13 protein-coding genes are annotated in these 15578 nt (G+C 57.8%); 1 reads left to right on the top strand and 12 read right to left on the bottom strand.

The window, feature by feature from the left end; genetic code table 11:
* Nucleotides 1-94: 94 nt before the first annotated feature.
* The 4 genes from NTD86_RS09465 to phoB form a co-directional block, all read right to left on the bottom strand.
* Nucleotides 95-1753 carry a Na/Pi cotransporter family protein gene (locus NTD86_RS09465; RefSeq protein ID WP_262201944.1) on the bottom strand — a complete coding sequence of 553 codons (1659 nt, stop codon included), beginning with the start codon at nucleotides 1751-1753 and terminating at the stop codon, nucleotides 95-97.
* Nucleotides 1754-1984: 231 nt separating this feature from the next.
* Nucleotides 1985-3325: a hemolysin family protein gene (locus NTD86_RS09460; protein WP_262201943.1), complete on the bottom strand. Its 1341-nt coding sequence runs from the start codon at nucleotides 3323-3325 to the stop codon at nucleotides 1985-1987.
* 124 nt (nucleotides 3326-3449) lie between these two features.
* Nucleotides 3450-4772: a phosphate regulon sensor histidine kinase PhoR gene (gene phoR / locus NTD86_RS09455; RefSeq protein ID WP_262201942.1), complete on the bottom strand. Its 1323-nt coding sequence runs from the start codon at nucleotides 4770-4772 to the stop codon at nucleotides 3450-3452.
* A 97-nt stretch (nucleotides 4773-4869) separates the two neighbouring features.
* A complete protein-coding gene (phoB, locus tag NTD86_RS09450) occupies nucleotides 4870-5562 on the bottom strand; it encodes a phosphate regulon transcriptional regulator PhoB (protein ID WP_048371134.1) in 693 nt (230 codons plus the stop codon).
* A 151-nt stretch (nucleotides 5563-5713) separates the two neighbouring features.
* Here phoB and NTD86_RS09445 point away from each other — a divergent pair, with 151 nt between their 5' ends.
* A complete protein-coding gene (locus NTD86_RS09445; protein WP_262201941.1) occupies nucleotides 5714-6091 on the top strand; it encodes a hypothetical protein in 378 nt (125 codons plus the stop codon).
* Nucleotides 6092-6171: 80 nt separating this feature from the next.
* Here NTD86_RS09445 and NTD86_RS09440 read toward each other — a convergent pair whose 3' ends face one another.
* From NTD86_RS09440 to NTD86_RS09405, 8 genes are all read right to left on the bottom strand, one after another.
* Nucleotides 6172-7062 (bottom strand): ABC transporter permease subunit, encoded by an 891-nt coding sequence (locus NTD86_RS09440; protein WP_262201940.1) that lies wholly within the window; start codon nucleotides 7060-7062, stop codon nucleotides 6172-6174.
* A complete protein-coding gene (locus tag NTD86_RS09435) occupies nucleotides 7059-7979 on the bottom strand; it encodes an ABC transporter permease subunit (protein ID WP_262201938.1) in 921 nt (306 codons plus the stop codon). The genes NTD86_RS09440 and NTD86_RS09435 overlap by 4 nt, the downstream gene beginning before the upstream one ends.
* Nucleotides 7976-9118: an ABC transporter ATP-binding protein gene (locus NTD86_RS09430; RefSeq protein WP_262201937.1), complete on the bottom strand. Its 1143-nt coding sequence runs from the start codon at nucleotides 9116-9118 to the stop codon at nucleotides 7976-7978. Before NTD86_RS09430 ends, NTD86_RS09435 begins: the two co-directional genes overlap by 4 nt.
* Nucleotides 9119-9187: 69 nt before the next feature.
* Nucleotides 9188-10282 (bottom strand): polyamine ABC transporter substrate-binding protein, encoded by a 1095-nt coding sequence (locus NTD86_RS09425; RefSeq protein ID WP_315974735.1) that lies wholly within the window; start codon nucleotides 10280-10282, stop codon nucleotides 9188-9190.
* A 238-nt stretch (nucleotides 10283-10520) separates the two neighbouring features.
* Nucleotides 10521-11633: a polyamine ABC transporter substrate-binding protein gene (locus NTD86_RS09420; protein WP_262201936.1), complete on the bottom strand. Its 1113-nt coding sequence runs from the start codon at nucleotides 11631-11633 to the stop codon at nucleotides 10521-10523.
* A 184-nt stretch (nucleotides 11634-11817) separates the two neighbouring features.
* A complete protein-coding gene (locus NTD86_RS09415) occupies nucleotides 11818-13182 on the bottom strand; it encodes an aspartate aminotransferase family protein (RefSeq protein WP_262201935.1) in 1365 nt (454 codons plus the stop codon).
* Between the two features lie 58 nt (nucleotides 13183-13240).
* Nucleotides 13241-14599: a glutamine synthetase family protein gene (locus NTD86_RS09410; protein WP_262201934.1), complete on the bottom strand. Its 1359-nt coding sequence runs from the start codon at nucleotides 14597-14599 to the stop codon at nucleotides 13241-13243.
* A 37-nt stretch (nucleotides 14600-14636) separates the two neighbouring features.
* A complete protein-coding gene (locus NTD86_RS09405) occupies nucleotides 14637-15413 on the bottom strand; it encodes a gamma-glutamyl-gamma-aminobutyrate hydrolase family protein (RefSeq protein WP_262201933.1) in 777 nt (258 codons plus the stop codon).
* Between the last annotated feature and the right edge of the window lie 165 nt (nucleotides 15414-15578).

The raw sequence follows: 15578 nt of genomic DNA, 5'->3' as shown, positions 1-15578 counted from the left end.
TCTGAATCCGTTTTGAGAGGGCAAGTGGCGTCTTGCACCTGCTTTAGCAGGTTAGACGCTGCTAACAGACTGACAACACACGGTCGTGCAACGTTCAGGATGATTGCAGGGTGTCGGTGTTGTCATCGGCCTCCAGGGCACCCGTATCGGTATTTTCCAGCACCACGTAGGCGCTGCCGCAAAACAGCGAGTTTAGGCGCTGCATGTCGGCGATCAGCTCCAGGTGTACGGAGCTGGTTTCGATGCTTTGGGTGATTTTGCGTTGCAGGCGGCTCACGTGGGCGTGGGCCAGACGCCGCTCTTGTGCGCGAAAGCGGCGTTTTTCGCGCAGCAGTTGGCGAGCACTTTGGGGGTCGGAGTTCAGGAACACGGTGAGGCCCAGGCGCAGGTTTTCGATGAGCTGGGTTTGCAGGTCGACCAGTTCTTCCAGCCCCGAGGCCGAGAACGAACGGCGTTGCGACGTTTTCTGTTGTTGGACTTTGCGCAGCATGCGTTCGATCAGGTCGCTGGCCAGTTTGAGGTTGATCGCCAGTTCGATGATCTCGGCCCAGCGCCGACTGTCGTGTTCACCCAGGTCTTCGCGAGGCATTTGTGCCAGGTACAGCTTGACCGCGCTATAGAGCACTTCGACCTCGTCGCTGAGGGTGCGCATTTCTTGGGTCATCGACGTTTGTTTGCCGCGCAGAACGTCGAGCATATTGACCAACATGGTGTCGATCAGGTCGCCAATGCGCAGGGTCTCGCGCACGGCGTTGGTCAGTGCAAGGGCAGGCGTATCGAGTGCCGTCATGTCGAGGTGGCGGGGTGTCACGCTGCCGTTGGCCAGCTCACGCTCGGGCAATAACCGGGCACATACACGCGCCATGATGCCGATGGTTGGCAGCATCAAGAAACAGCGCGTGGTGTTGTAGAGCAAGTGAAAGCCGATGACCAGTTCCTGGGCCCGGAAGTTGAGGCTGTCCATCCAGTGCACCAGCGGTGTGAGCACGGGCATGATCAGCAGCAGACCGATCAATTTGTAGAGCAGGCTACCCAGCGCCACTTGGCGCCCGGCGGTGTTTTGCATGCTGGTGCTGAGGAATGCCAGCACACCGCTGCCGATGTTGGCGCCGATCACCAGGCCAACGGCCACCGGCAGGCTGATGACGCTGGCCCCGGCCAGGGTCGCAGTCAGCAGCACGGCGGCGAGGCTGGAGTACGAGACCATCGCGAACACCGCGCCGACCAGCGCATCGAGCAACAGGTCGCCGGTCAGCGAGGCGAAAATCACCTTGACGCCTTGGGCATGGGTGATGGGCGAGGCGGCCTCGACGATCAGTTGCAGCGCCAGAATGATCAAGCCCAGGCCAATGGCGACCCGGCCCAGTTGCCCCGCACGGGTTTGCTTGCGCGACAGGAAGAAAATCACACCGAGAAAGATCAGCAGCGGTGACAGCCACGACAGGTCGAAGGTCAACACCCTGGCCATCAGCGCGGTCCCGACGTCGGCGCCGAGCATGGTCGCCAGTGCGGGTGTGAGCGCCATCAGGCCCTGGCCGACAAAGGAGGTCACCAGCAGGGCCGTGGCGTTGCTGCTTTGCACCATGGCGGTGACCACGATCCCGGCAATAAAGGCCAGGATCGGCCTGGACACGTTCTGCCCAATGACATGGCGCAATTGGGTGCCGTAGACCCGCAAGATGCCGGTTCGCACGATGTGCGTGCCCCAGATCAGCAGGGTCACGGCGGAGAGTAGATTGAGCAGGGTCAGCATGCTGGCTCCCTGTGTTGGATACTTTGAAGGATCAGATAGCTGCGGGCCGTTCTTACAGATGTTTCTTAAGCTGTAGTCGGCAATTGAGCAGAACGCCAGCATCGCACAGCTGGCGCAGCGTTGAAACATTTGTGAAACATTTGCATTTTCACCGTAGGAGCGAGCTTGCCTCGCGATCTTTTAAACGCTCAAAAGATCGCGAGGCAAGCCCGCTCCTACTGGAGGGCCGGGTTAGTTGAGCTTCAGCACTTTGGCCAGAACGATTTTCGGACCTTTCATCTTTTTGACGATGATGCGCAGGCCTTCCACTTCCAGTTGTTCTTCTTCCTCGGGCACGCGGTTAAGCGTGTCGTAGATCAGGCCCGCGATGGTTTCTGGCTCAACGTGGTCCAGGTCGACGCCCAGCAGGCGCTCGATCTTGAACAAAGGCGTGTCGCCGCGCACCAGCAGTTTGCCCGGCTGGTAGGAAAGGATGCCGCGTTCGGCCTTGCGGTGTTCGTCCTGAATGTCGCCCACCAGCACTTCGAGCACGTCCTCCATGGTCAGGTAACCCACCACTTTGCCGTCGGCTTCTTCCACCAGCGCAAAATGTGCGCCGCCCTTGCGGAACTGCTCCAGCAACTGGGCCAGCGGCATGTGGCGCGATACGCGTTCCAGCGGGCGGATCAGTTCTTCAAGATTGAAGGTTTCGGGCAGGTGATCGAGGTCGGCCAGTTCGAGCAGCAGGTCTTTGATGTGCAAGAGGCCGACAAAGGTGTTGGTGTCGGCGTCGTAGACCGGGTAGCGGCTGAATTTGTGGCGACGGAACAGTGCCAGGATTTCCTTGAGCGGGGCCTTGTAGTCCAGGGTCACCAGGTCTTCGCGCGAATTGGCCCAGTCGACCACTTCCAGCTCGCCCATTTCAACGGCCGAGGCCAGTACACGCATGCCTTGGTCGCTGGGGTCCTGGCCACGGCTGGAGTGCAGGATCAGCTTGAGTTCTTCACGGCTGTAAGCGTGATCGTGATGAGCGCCGGGTTCGCCTTGGCCGGCAATGCGCAAAATAGCGTTGGCGCTGGCGTTGAGCAGGTAAATCGCCGGGTACATGGTCCAGTAGAACAGGTACAGCGGCACGGCGGTCCACAGCGACAGGGTCTCGGGCTTGCGGATGGCCCAGGATTTAGGTGCCAGCTCTCCGACCACGATGTGCAGGTAAGAAATGATGAAGAAGGCGGTAAAGAACGATACGCCTTTGGCCACTTCCGGCGATTGGACACCGAGGGCGCCAAGCAGCGGCTCCAGCAAGTGGGCGAAAGCTGGCTCGCCGACCCAACCCAGACCCAGCGAGGCCAGGGTGATACCCAGCTGGCAGGCGGACAGGTAGGCGTCGAGTTGATTGTGCACGGTGCGCAGGATCTGGCCGCGCCAGCCGTTCACGTCTGCGATGGCTTCGACGCGGGTCGAACGCAGTTTGACCATGGCAAATTCGGCCGCAACGAAAAAGCCGTTGAGCAACACCAGGATCAGAGCAAAAAGAATCATGCCGAAGTCGGCGAAGAGTGTAGCGAGGGTCAAACCAGGGGAAGGGTCCATGATGGAGTTTTACGGGTTCCGATATTTCAACGAGTTGAGGGTTTCAGGGCCTGAAAAAACAGGCCCCGGCCAAGCAATGTAGCGGCTGATGCGGTGCTTGCCTAGTGGGCTTTTGCCACATGTGTCAGCTGGCGGACGCCTGAATCCTGGGTTTGATGACCTGTACCGGGGCGAATTGGCAGGTAAAAGTGCTGCCGTGTCCCAGTACGCTGCTGATGTCCAGATGCCCGTGATGGCGCAACAGTACATGCTTGACGATGGCCAGGCCCAGGCCCGTACCGCCGGTGCTGGCGTTGCGGCTGGAGTCCACACGGTAAAAGCGCTCGGTCAGGCGTGGCAGGTGTTTGTTGTCGATGCCTACACCGGAATCCTGCACGCTCAGGTGCGCGCCGAGGTGGTCTGCCCACCAGCGAATCCGAATAGAGCCACCGTCCGGGGTGTATTTGACGGCGTTGAACACCAGGTTGGAAAACGCGCTACGCAGCTCGGCTTCGCTGCCCTTGAGACCGATGTCGGTTTCGATGTCCAGAGTGATGGTCTGGTTGCGTTGCCCGGACAACGCCTGCGCGTCGCCCTTGATCGAGCGCAGCAAGGTGTCGATGGGCACCGGCTGGTTATCCGAGGGGTAATCCGTGGCTTCGAGCTTGGCCAACAACAGCAGGTCGTTGAGCAGTGTCTGCATGCGCTCACCTTGTTGCTGCATTTGTGACAGCGGGCGTTTCCAGCGCGGGTTCACGTCTTCGACGTTATCGAGCAGGGTTTCCAGGTAGCCACAGATCACCGTCAGGGGTGTACGCAGTTCGTGCGACACGTTGGCGATGAAGTCTTTGCGCATTTGTTCCAGATGATGGAGACGCGTGACGTCACGCACCAGCATCAGGTGCTCATTGTTGCCGTAGCGGGTGATGTAGAGCTGGATGCGCAGGTGATCGTTAACCGGCGAAGGAATTTCCAGCGGTTCGGCGTAGTTGCCTTTGTCGAAATATTCCTTGAAGCGTGGATGACGCACCAGGTTGGTGACCGGTTGCCCGCTGTCTTGCGGGGTCTTGAGGCCCAGCAGGGTTTCGGCGGCGCGGTTCCACCATTCGAGGTCGCCGTGGCTGTCGAGCATGATCACGGCGTCCTTGAGGGCTGCGGTCGACTCCTGCACGCGGTCAATCACCGCTTGCAAGCGCCCGCGTACCCGCTGGTCGCGGCGTTGCAGGTGGTAGATGTTGTCAAACACATCACCCCACAGACCGTAGCCGTCGGGCGGCGCTTCGTCGGGTTGGTGATTGCGCAGCCAGTCATGCAGGCGCAGCAGCTGCTTGAGCGTCCAGCCCAGATAGAGGCCAAGACCGACGACCAGACTCCAGCCGTAATAACCACTGATCAGCCCGATCAACAGGCAACCGGTAATCAGAAGCAATAGATGGCGAATCAGAGTGCCATGCCAGTTTTGGTTCAAGTCACACGTCCCGTGGTGAGCTGCACGTTGCACGCGTCAAGCAGCAAGCTGAAGCCGGGCGGCTCCAAGCTTGAAGCTGATAGCTTGCTGCTGCTTTTTAAGCCTTTGTAGAAAATCGATAACCAGTGCCGCGCACGGTTTGTACCAGATTTTCATACGCTTCGCCGAGGGCTTTGCGCAAGCGACGGATGTGGACGTCGACGGTGCGTTCTTCTACGTACACGTTGCCGCCCCACACTTGGTCGAGCAATTGGCCACGGGTGTAGGCGCGCTCCTGGTGGGTCATGAAGAATTGCAGCAGGCGGTATTCGGTAGGGCCCATGTCGGCAGGGGTGCCGTCGATGGTCACGCGGTGGCTGATGGGATCGAGCAGCAGGCCGCCGATTTCGATGGGTGATTCGTTATCGGCCGGGCCCGCACGGCGTAGCACGGCCTTGAGGCGAGCAACCAGCTCACGGGGAGAAAACGGTTTGGTGATGTAGTCGTCAGCGCCGACTTCCAGGCCCTGGATCTTGTTGTCCTCTTCGCCCTTGGCGGTGAGCATGATGATCGGAATATCGTTGGTCAGCTCTTCGCGCTTGAGGCGACGGGCCAGTTCGATGCCCGATGTGCCGCCAGGGAGCATCCAGTCCAGCAGGATCAAGTCAGGTTTGCGGTCCACGATGATGGCATGAGCGTCCTGGGCATTGTCAGCTTCCAGGCAGTCGTAGCCCGCCATTTCCAAGGCCACTGCGATCATTTCGCGGATCGGTGCCTCGTCATCTACGATCAAAATGCTCCTGCCAACCATGCCGTAATCCTCGTGTCATTTAACTGTCTTGTGGCGCATTAGATAACGGAATTATTGCAGTCGTGTGACAACTTTGGGGGTAAAAGCGCTGTACGGATTAGTGGACTACGCTTTGTTCTCAAATCGTACAACCACATAAAGGACGATTCCGATGACTTACCGCACTACTTCCCTGAAGGCATTGTTGGTCGCTACTGCGCTGGCACTGCCGGGTCTGGCCTTTGCGCAGGACCCGGCGATGGTCAAGGACGGCTTCCTCGTTGATCACGTCGGCTTGACGCTCTACACGTACGACAAGGATGCGGACGGTAAATCGATGTGCAATGACACCTGTGCCGTGAACTGGCCGCCACTGAAGGTGCAGGGCGAGCACAAGGACATGGGCGACTGGCAGATGATCAAGCGCGATGATGGCTCGATGCAGTGGGCCTATAAGGACAAGCCGCTGTACACCTTCAAAGGCGACACAAAGGCCGGTGACAAGACCGGCGACGGCAAAGGCGGTGTGTGGCACGTGGCCAAGCCATAGAGCCTGTCGTTTGGTCAGAAGCGCCCATAAAAAAACCTCGCCTCCCAGTTACGGGAGGCGAGGTTTTTTAGTGGGCTGTCTTACACCGCAGTAGGCGACTTTGGACGGCGTACATCGGGTTGTTTCCAGGACTCGGCAGCGGCTTCGTCGATGGCTTGCTGGATGGCTTTTTTGCGGTGCTCTTCGGCGCGGCGGCTGAAGAACCACACCAGGAAGGTCACCAACGACACCGCCAGCAGGATCAGGCTGGCCACGGCGTTGATCTCGGGTTTAACCCCCAGACGCACGGCCGAGAACACTTCCATCGGCAAGGTCGTGGAGCCCGGGCCGGACACGAAGCTGGCCAGTACCAGGTCGTCCAGCGACAGGGCAAAGGACATCATGGCGCCCGCCGCCAGGGACGGGGCGATCATCGGGATGGTGATCAGGAAGAACACCTTCCACGGCTTGGCACCCAGGTCCATGGCCGCTTCTTCGATGGACAGGTCCAGCTCACGCAGACGCGCCGACACCACCACCGCCACATAGGCCGCACAGAACGTGGTATGGGCGATCCAGATGGTGACGATGCCGCGCTCTTGCGGCCAGCCAATCATCTGCGCCATGGCCACGAACAGCAGCAACAGCGACAGACCGGTGATCACCTCAGGCATTACCAGTGGCGCCGTCACCAGGCCGCCGAACAATGTGCGGCCCTTGAAGTGGCTGATACGGGTGAGCACGAACGCCGCCAGGGTGCCCAGTGCGACCGCTGCAATGGCGGTGTAGCAGGCGATTTCCAGCGAGCGCATCACTGCGCCCATCAGTTGCGTGTTGTCGGTCAGGCCCATGTACCACTTCAGCGACCAGCCGCCCCACACCGTCACCAGTTTGGAAGCGTTGAAGGAGTAGATCACCAGGATCAGCATCGGCAGGTAGATGAACAACAGCCCTACCACCAACATAAAGCTAGAGAAACGGATGCGCTTCATATCTTGCCCTCCAGCTCTTTAGCCTGGCTGCGGTTGAACAGGATGATCGGCACGATCAGGATCGCCAGCATGACCACCGCCAGTGCAGACGCTACCGGCCAGTCACGGTTGTTGAAGAACTCTTGCCACAACACTTTACCGATCATCAGGGTTTCCGGGCCGCCTAGCAGTTCCGGAATCACGAACTCACCCACCACCGGGATAAACACCAGCATGCAGCCGGCGATGATGCCGTTTTTGGACAGCGGAACGGTGATTTTCCAGAAGCTGTTGAAGGTGCTCGAGCCCAAGTCAGACGCGGCTTCCAGCAAACTTTTGTCGTGTTTCACGAGGTTGGCGTACAGCGGCAGGATCATGAAGGGCAGGTACGAGTACACGATACCGATGTACACCGCGGTGTTGGTGTTGAGGATCTGCAGCGGTTGATCGATCCAGCCCATGGACATCAAAAAGCCGTTGAGCAGGCCGTTGTTGCTGAGAATGCCCATCCACGCGTAAACACGGATCAGGATCGCGGTCCAGGTCGGCATCATGATCAGCAGTACCAGAACGGTCTGCATCTCTTTGCGCGCATTGGCGATGGCGTAGGCCATCGGATAACCGATCAGCAGGCACAACACAGTGCTGATGAAGGCCATCTTCAGCGAGCCCAGGTAGGCGGCGATGTACAGCTCATCGTCGCCCAGCATGGCGTAGTTGCCCAGGTTCAGCAGGATCTCAAGCTTCTGGTCAACGTAGCTGAAGATCTCGGTGTATGGCGGGATCGCAACGTCGGCTTCAGCAAAGCTGATCTTCAGGACGATGAAGAACGGCAGCATGAAGAACAGAAACAGCCACAGGAATGGAATCCCGATGACCATATGACGGCCACCGGGGGTTATTCGTTGCAGTCGGCGTTTGAGCTTTCGCATGTTCATGAGCGCAGTACCACGCCGCTGTCGTCTTCCCACCAGACATAGACTTGATCGTCCCAGGTAGGGCGGGCGCCCTGGCGTTCAGCGTTGGCCACGAACGATTGCACCAGCTTGCCGCTCGGCAATTCGACGTAGAACACCGAGTGCCCGCCCAGGTAGGCGATGTCATGCACCTTGCCGCGCGACCAGTTGTGCTCATAGGTCGGCTTTTCGGTGGTGATCAGCATCTTTTCAGGGCGGATCGCGTAGGTGATGTGTTTGTCTTCTACCGAAGTGCTCACCCCATGCCCGACGTAAATGTCGTTCTCCAGCTCCGGGCTGTTGATGCGGGCGTAGCCTTCGGCGTCGTCGACCACTTCGCCTTCGAACAGGTTGACGTTACCGATGAACTCGCACACCAGGCGGCTGACCGGGGTTTCGTAGATGTCGATCGGGCTGCCGATCTGCGCGATCCAACCCAGGTGCATGATCGCGATGCGCTGGGCCATGGTCATGGCCTCTTCCTGGTCGTGGGTCACCATGACGCAGGTCACGCCGACGCGCTCGATGATTTCCACCAGCTCCAGTTGCATCTGCGAACGCAGTTTTTTGTCCAGCGCGCCCATGGGCTCGTCGAGCAGCAGCAATTTTGGACGCTTGGCCAGGGAACGGGCCAGTGCCACACGCTGGCGCTGACCGCCCGACAATTGGTGCGGCTTGCGCTTGGCGTACTGGGTCATGTGCACCAGTTTGAGCATTTCCCCGACGCGCGCATCAATTTCGGCGCTCGGCATTTTGTCCTGCTTGAGGCCGAAGGCGATGTTTTGCGCCACGGTCATGTGCGGGAACAAGGCATACGACTGGAACATCATGTTGATCGGCCGCTCGTAGGGCGGCAGGTCGGTGATGTCGACGCCATCGAGGAAAATACGACCCTCAGTTGGGCGCTCGAAACCGGCGAGCATGCGCAGCAAGGTAGATTTGCCCGATCCCGATCCGCCGAGCAAGGCGAAGATCTCGCCTTTGTTGATTTCCAGGGACACATCGTCCACTGCAACTGTCTCGTCGAATTTTTTCGTGACCCGGTCGATTTTGACCAGAACCTGTTTAGGGGTCTGATCGCCCTCGAGGGCTTTCTTATAGGCGCCGGAGGCAACAGCCATTTACGAAACTCCCAACAAATTTAGCAGCCCTAACAAGAGGCTAGGGCCTTGGATAGGTGGTCTTACGAGCTATTTGCCCGTTTTGACCTTAGTCCACGAACGCGTCATCAAACGCTGAATGTTCGGGGGTAGCTCGGTCGAAACGTAAGTTTTGTCCAGTACCGCCTGGGTTGGGTAAACCGCAGTGTCGGTACGGATGGACTCATCCATCACTTTGTCAGCCGCAGGATTGGGGTTGGCGTAGCCAACGTAGTCACTGATTTTGGCGATTACTTCGGGTTGGAGCAGGTAGTTGATGAACGCGTGAGCTTCCTTGACGTTGCTGGAGTCCTTTGGAATCGCCAGCATGTCAAACCACAGCGCGCCGCCTTCCTTGGGAACAACATAGGCGATGTTGACGCCTTTTTTGGCATCGTCGGCACGGGTCTTGGCCTGGAACACATCACCGGAGAAACCGATCGCTACGCAGATGTTGCCGTTGGCGAGGTCAGAGATGTATTTGGACGAGTGGAAGTAGGTGACGTATGGACGCACCTTCAACAGCACGTCTTCGGCTTTCTTATAGTCTTTTGGATCGGTGCTGTTGGCGTTCAGGCCCAGATAGTTAAGCACCGTCGGCATCATTTCATTGGCCGAATCCAGGAACGATACGCCGCACTTTTGCAGCTTCTGGATGTTCTCTGGCTTGAAGACCACGTCCCATGAGTCGATTTTGTCGACGCCCAGGACTTCTTTGACTTTATCGACGTTGTAACCAATGCCGTTGGTGCCCCACAGGTACGGTACGGCGTATTGGTTGCCCGGATCGTTCTGCTCAACGCGCTTGAGCAAGGCAGGATCGAGGTTGGAATAGTTGGTCAATTGCGATTTGTCGAGCTTCTGGAAAGCGCCCGCTTTGATCTGTATGCCCAGGAAGTGGTTAGACGGAACGACCACGTCATAACCTGTGTGGCCAGCCAGCAGCTTGCCTTCCAGGGTTTCGTTGGAATCGAAGACGTCATACAACGGTCTGATGCCGGTGGTTTTTTCAAAGTCGGCCAGCGTATCGGGTGCGATGTAGTCCGACCAGTTATAAATGTGCACGGTGGGGGCCGCTTGTACGCTGACTGCAAGCGCTAAACCGGCTCCGACCATCAAGGTCTTGCGAAACAAGGAAATAGACACGTGGTGGTCCTCTAAATAGTTGGGCCTGAGTTGCCCGTGTCTTGCGGCAGCTGAGCTACCAAAGACAAAACCGGCGCGCAACTTACCCTTGATAAACCTGCACAGCAAAGTTTTATGCGATTTATTGCGATAACACGCTGATTTCACATGAAATCTGCCTGTAGGAGCGGGCGTGTCTCGCGATCTTTTGATCGTTTAAAAGATCGCGAGGCAAGCTCGCTCCTACAGGATTGCCGTGTTACTTACCGGACTTGATCTTGGTCCAGCTGCGAGTCAGCAGGCGCAAGGTTGCAGGCGGCAGGTCACTGATCGCGTACAGATGCTCTTTGACTTCATCCGACGGATAGATGCTTGGGTCACCCGAGATGTCTTTATTCACCAACGGTGTTGCAGCCTTGTTACCGTTCGGGAAACGAACACTGTTAGTGATCTCGGCCATCACTTCCGGTTCCATCAGGAAGTTCATCCAGGCGTAAGCGGCATCAACGTTTTCGGCATCTTTAGGGATGGCGACCATGTCGTAGAAGCTGCCAGCACCTTCTTTAGGGATCACGTATTTGAGTTTGACCTTGTCACCGGCTTCTTTGGCGCGGGAGATGGATTGCTCCAGGTCGCCCGAGTAGCCCACGGCGACACAGATGTTGCCGTTAGCCAGGTCAGAGATGTACTTGGAGGAGTGGAAGTAAGCGATCGAAGGACGCACCTTGAGGAACAGGTCTTCGGCTTTCTGCAAATCATCCTTTTTCTGGGTGTTGGTCGGCAGGCCCAGGTAATGCAGCGCAACAGGCAGCATTTCGGTCGGCGAGTCGAGCACGCTCACGCCACAGCTTTTGAGTTTTTCAATGTTCTCTGGCTTGAAGATGATGTCCCAGGAGTCGATTTTGTCGACGCCCAGCGCGGCTTTGACCTTCTCAGGGTTATAGCCGATACCGATGGTGCCCCACATGTACGGGAACGCATATTTGTTGCCCGGGTCACTGGCATCGCCAACGGCTTTGAGCAGGGCAGGGTCGAGGTTTTTCCAGTTAGGCAGCTTGGACTTGTCCAGCTCCTGGTAAACACCGGCTTTGATCTGCTTGGCCAGGAAGTTGTTGGACGGCACGACGATGTCGTAGCCAGACTTGCCCGCCAGCAGCTTCGCCTCCAGGGTCTCGTTGCTGTCGAACACGTCGTAAACCACTTTGATACCGGTTTTGTCTTCAAACTTTTTGACGGTATCGGGTGCGATGTAATCGGACCAGTTGTAAACGTGCAGCACTTTGTCTGCTGCTTGTGCTGCCCCGGCCATCACACCCATCAAGGAAAGGGCGAGAAGGGTCTTGCCAGCTTTTTTAAAACCTGATGCCTTCATCTGTAATGCTCCAATTGTTCTTTTAAACCACCGATTCAGCGACCTGATGACAGGGCAACCAAAGCCGGCGGCTAGTCTGGCAAGTTCCAGGGCAGGCTTTCAAGGGAAGAGCCTTGATTCTTAAGGCTCTAAGCGTAATTGCCTACACAAGCGCCGCGTTTTTCTTGCGCCGAGAGCCTAGCAGTTAACCCTGCAATGCTTCCAAGGTTAGATCCAGGCACTTGCGGGCCTTGGCCACCAATTCATCGATTTCATCTTTGCTGATAACCAGCGGTGGCGCGATGATCATGGTGTCGCCAACGGCGCGCATGATCAGGCCGTTATCAAAGCAGAACTGGCGGCAGATCATGCCGACACCCCGGCCCTCATAACGTTTGCGAGTGGCTTTGTCCTGCACCAGTTCAATGGCGCCCAACAGGCCAACACCGCGCACTTCGCCCACCAACGGGTGATCGTTGAGTTCGCGTAAACGCTTTTGCAAATACGGTGCCGTTTCGGCGTTAGCCTTCTCGATGATTTTTTCTTCGCGCAGGATGCGGATGTTTTCCAGCGCAACGGCGGCCGCCACCGGGTGACCGGAGTAGGTGAAGCCGTGGTTGAAATCGCCGCCTTCGTTGAGCACAGCGACCACTTCGTCGCGCACGATCAGACCGCCCATCGGGATGTAGCCTGAGGTCAGGCCCTTGGCGATGGTCATCATGTCGGGCTTGAGGTCGTAGAAATCACTGCCGAACCACTCGGCGGTGCGACCAAAGCCGCAGATCACTTCGTCGGCCACGAACAGAATGTCGTATTTGGCGAGGATTTCCTTGATGCGCGGCCAGTAGGTTTCTGGCGGCACAATCACGCCGCCTGCACCCTGAATAGGCTCGGCAATAAAGGCACCGACGTTGTCGACGCCCAGCTCAAGGATTTTTTCTTCCAGTTGGTTGGCTGCCCAGATACCGAACTCTTCCGGGGACATGTCGCCGCCTTCACCGAACCAGTAAGGTTGCGGGATGTGGGCAATGCCCGGGATCGGCAAGTCGCCTTGTTCGTGCATGTAGGTCATGCCGCCCAGGCTGGCGCCGGCCACGGTCGAACCGTGGTAGCCGTTTTTACGGCTGATGATGGTTTTCTTGTTCGGCTGGCCTTTGATCGCCCAGTAGTGGCGAACCATGCGCAGCATGGTGTCGTTGCCTTCGGAGCCGGAGCCTGTGAAGAACACGTGGTTCATGCCTTCTGGCGCGATCTCGGCGATGACTTTTGACAGCTCAAGTACCGGCGGGTGAGCGGTCATGAAGAACAGGTTGTAGTAAGGCAGTTCGCGCATTTGCTTGCTGGCGGCATCGGCCAGCTCGTCACGGCCATAGCCAATGGCAACACACCACAGGCCGGCCATGCCGTCGAGAATCTTGTGACCTTCACTGTCCCAGAGGTACACGCCCTTGGCGTGAGTGATGATGCGCGGGCCGACTTCTTTCAATTGCTTGAAGTCACTGAAAGGGGCCAGGTGGTGATCGTTGCTCAGTTGTTGCCAGGCTTGCGTTTGCGGGTTCTTGCTTGTCATACAGCTCTCCTTTTATTCAGTTGGGAGGCCGCACCTTCCAGATGCGACCCCCGGCGTGTCAGACGGCGAACAGCAGGAATTCCCGCTCCCACGAACTGATGACGCGCTTGAAGTTCTCATGTTCGGCGCGTTTAACGGCGACGTAACCGGTGATGAACTTGCTGCCGAGGTACTTCTCGACAGTCTTGCTGTTTTCCATCCGCTCCAGGGCGTCTTCGATGGTCAACGGCAAGCGCAGGTTGCGGCGTTCATAGCCGCGCCCGACTACAGGCGCGCTTGGGTTGATGCCTTCGACCATGCCGATGTAGCCACACAGCAAGCTGGCAGCAATGGCCAGGTACGGGTTGGCATCGGCGCCCGGCAAGCGGTTTTCGACGCGGCGGTTTTGCGGGCCGGCATCCGGTACACGCAGGCCGACGGTGCGGTTCTCTTCGCCCCATTCAACGTTTACCGGCGCTGAGGTATCAGGCAGGAAGCGGCGGAAGGAGTTCACATTCGGTGCAAACAGTGGCAGCAATTCAGGGATGAACTTCTGCAGGCCGCCGATGTGGTTGAGGAACAACTGGCTCATGGTGCCGTCGTCGTTCGAGAAGATGTTCTTGCCGGTGGCGATATCGATGATGCTCTGGTGCAAATGCATCGCGCTGCCCGGCTCGCCGGTCATGGGCTTGGCCATAAAAGTGGCGGCCACGTTGTGCTTGAGCGCGGCTTCACGCATGGTGCGTTTGAAAATCAGGATCTGGTCGGCCAGCGACAGGGCATCGCCATGACGGAAGTTGATTTCCATCTGTGCGGTGCCGTCTTCGTGGATCAGGGTGTCCAGATCCAGTTCTTGCAGTTCGCACCAGTCGTACACGTCCTCGAACAGCGGGTCGAATTCGTTGGCCGCTTCAATAGAGAAGGACTGACGGCCGGTTTCCGGGCGACCGGAGCGGCCTACCGGCGGCTGCAACGGGTAGTCCGGGTCTTCGCTGCGCTTGGTCAGGTAAAACTCCATTTCAGGCGCCACGATCGGCTGCCAGCCGTGGTCGGCATAGAGTTTGAGGACCTTTTTAAGCACGTTGCGCGGTGACAACTCAATCGGGTTGCCCTGCTTGTCGTAAGTGTCGTGAATCACTTGAGCGGTTGGCTCAATGGCCCAAGGCACAACATATACGGCGTTCTGATCGGGACGGCAGACCATGTCGATGTCGGCCGGATCGAGGAGTTCGTAATAGATGTCGTCTTCGACGTAGTCGCCCGTAACGGTCTGCAGCAATACGCTCTCGGGCAGGCGCATGCCTTTTTCGGCAATGAATTTGTTGGTCGGCGAGATCTTACCGCGGGCAATGCCGGTAAGGTCGGCGATCATGCATTCGACTTCTGTGATCTTGTGGTCTTTCAACCAATCGGTGAGCTGGTCGAGGTTGTTACTCATAAATGCCTCTGGGCTGAGTTTCCTGACTTGAAATAAGTCAGGCGTTTACTGACGCGCCGGCGTCGCGTTGGTGCGCGCGCCGTCTGCAGGCATCTCCGAATGCCTTGAAGATTGCGAGGTAAATCGGATTAGAGCTTACCTGCCATTCAGGGTGCCATTGAACTGCTAAAGCAAAAGCCTTGCCGTCTTTTACTGATACCGCTTCTACCAGCCCGTCGGGAGCGGTGGCTTCAATGCGCAACCCTGGGGCCAATTGGTCAATGCCCTGGGTGTGAATCGAGTTGACGTCGAAGTCGCTCGGCAGCCCCAAACCTGCCAGCACACCGCCCGGTTGAACGTGCATGGCATGGCTGGGCCCGTATTGCACCTCGAGCGGTGCGCTGGGGTCCTCACGGTGCTCGATAAAACCTTCGACTTCGTGCAATTTCTGGTGAAGTGAGCCGCCCAAGGCTACATTTAGCTCTTGAAAACCCCGGCAAATGCCGAGCACCGGAACCCCTGCGGCCAGTGCGGCGCGGATCAGCGGGAGGGTGGTGCGATCACGTTCAGGGTCATGCAGCGTGCCGGGCGCGCTGGCAGGGCCGTGATACAAATGGGGCTCGATATTGGAGGGGGAACCGGTAAATAACAGACCGTCGAGGCCGTCCAGAATATCGGACGGTTTGATCAATTCGGCCAGTGACGGCAGGATCAGAGGCAAGCCTTTGGCTGCGACCGCGACTGCTCGCACGTACTTATCGCCAGTGATGTGATAAGGGTGCAAACCGATCTGTTTGGTGCAGGCTGTGACGCCGATTATTGGCAGGCGTGACATGTAACACCCCGGTATTATTGCTGTTATGGGTTTGAATCGAGCTTAGCCTCGTTCATTTTTTTACACAACACCCCCGTAAAAAATACAACACGGCCCGCTCAAGCCAGCGGGTAGTGGCGCGATATAAGGGCGAAAATCGCCCTAAAATGCGTCAAAAATGCCCTT

Origin of the sequence: Pseudomonas sp. 7P_10.2_Bac1, assembly GCF_025465935.1 — a bacterium.
Lineage (GTDB): Bacteria > Pseudomonadota > Gammaproteobacteria > Pseudomonadales > Pseudomonadaceae > Aquipseudomonas.
The sequence above is the reverse complement of the archived record's forward strand: the minus strand, read 5'-3'. Positions and strand labels throughout refer to the sequence as shown.

What these genes read in the sequence shown, in the direction of transcription:
- NTD86_RS09415 (WP_262201935.1), bottom strand. Translation starts at nt 13,182, where the DNA reads ATGACAAGCAAGAACCCGCAAACGCAAGCCTGGCAACAACTGAGCAAC.
- NTD86_RS09430 (WP_262201937.1), bottom strand. Translation starts at nt 9,118, where the DNA reads ATGGCTGTTGCCTCCGGCGCCTATAAGAAAGCCCTCGAGGGCGATCAG.
- NTD86_RS09445 (WP_262201941.1), top strand. Translation starts at nt 5,714, where the DNA reads ATGACTTACCGCACTACTTCCCTGAAGGCATTGTTGGTCGCTACTGCG.
- NTD86_RS09465 (WP_262201944.1), bottom strand. Translation starts at nt 1,753, where the DNA reads ATGCTGACCCTGCTCAATCTACTCTCCGCCGTGACCCTGCTGATCTGG.
- NTD86_RS09410 (WP_262201934.1), bottom strand. Translation starts at nt 14,599, where the DNA reads ATGAGTAACAACCTCGACCAGCTCACCGATTGGTTGAAAGACCACAAG.
- NTD86_RS09420 (WP_262201936.1), bottom strand. Translation starts at nt 11,633, where the DNA reads ATGAAGGCATCAGGTTTTAAAAAAGCTGGCAAGACCCTTCTCGCCCTT.
- NTD86_RS09405 (WP_262201933.1), bottom strand. Translation starts at nt 15,413, where the DNA reads ATGTCACGCCTGCCAATAATCGGCGTCACAGCCTGCACCAAACAGATC.
- phoB (WP_048371134.1), bottom strand. Translation starts at nt 5,562, where the DNA reads ATGGTTGGCAGGAGCATTTTGATCGTAGATGACGAGGCACCGATCCGC.
- NTD86_RS09435 (WP_262201938.1), bottom strand. Translation starts at nt 7,979, where the DNA reads ATGAACATGCGAAAGCTCAAACGCCGACTGCAACGAATAACCCCCGGT.
- NTD86_RS09440 (WP_262201940.1), bottom strand. Translation starts at nt 7,062, where the DNA reads ATGAAGCGCATCCGTTTCTCTAGCTTTATGTTGGTGGTAGGGCTGTTG.
- NTD86_RS09460 (WP_262201943.1), bottom strand. Translation starts at nt 3,325, where the DNA reads ATGGACCCTTCCCCTGGTTTGACCCTCGCTACACTCTTCGCCGACTTC.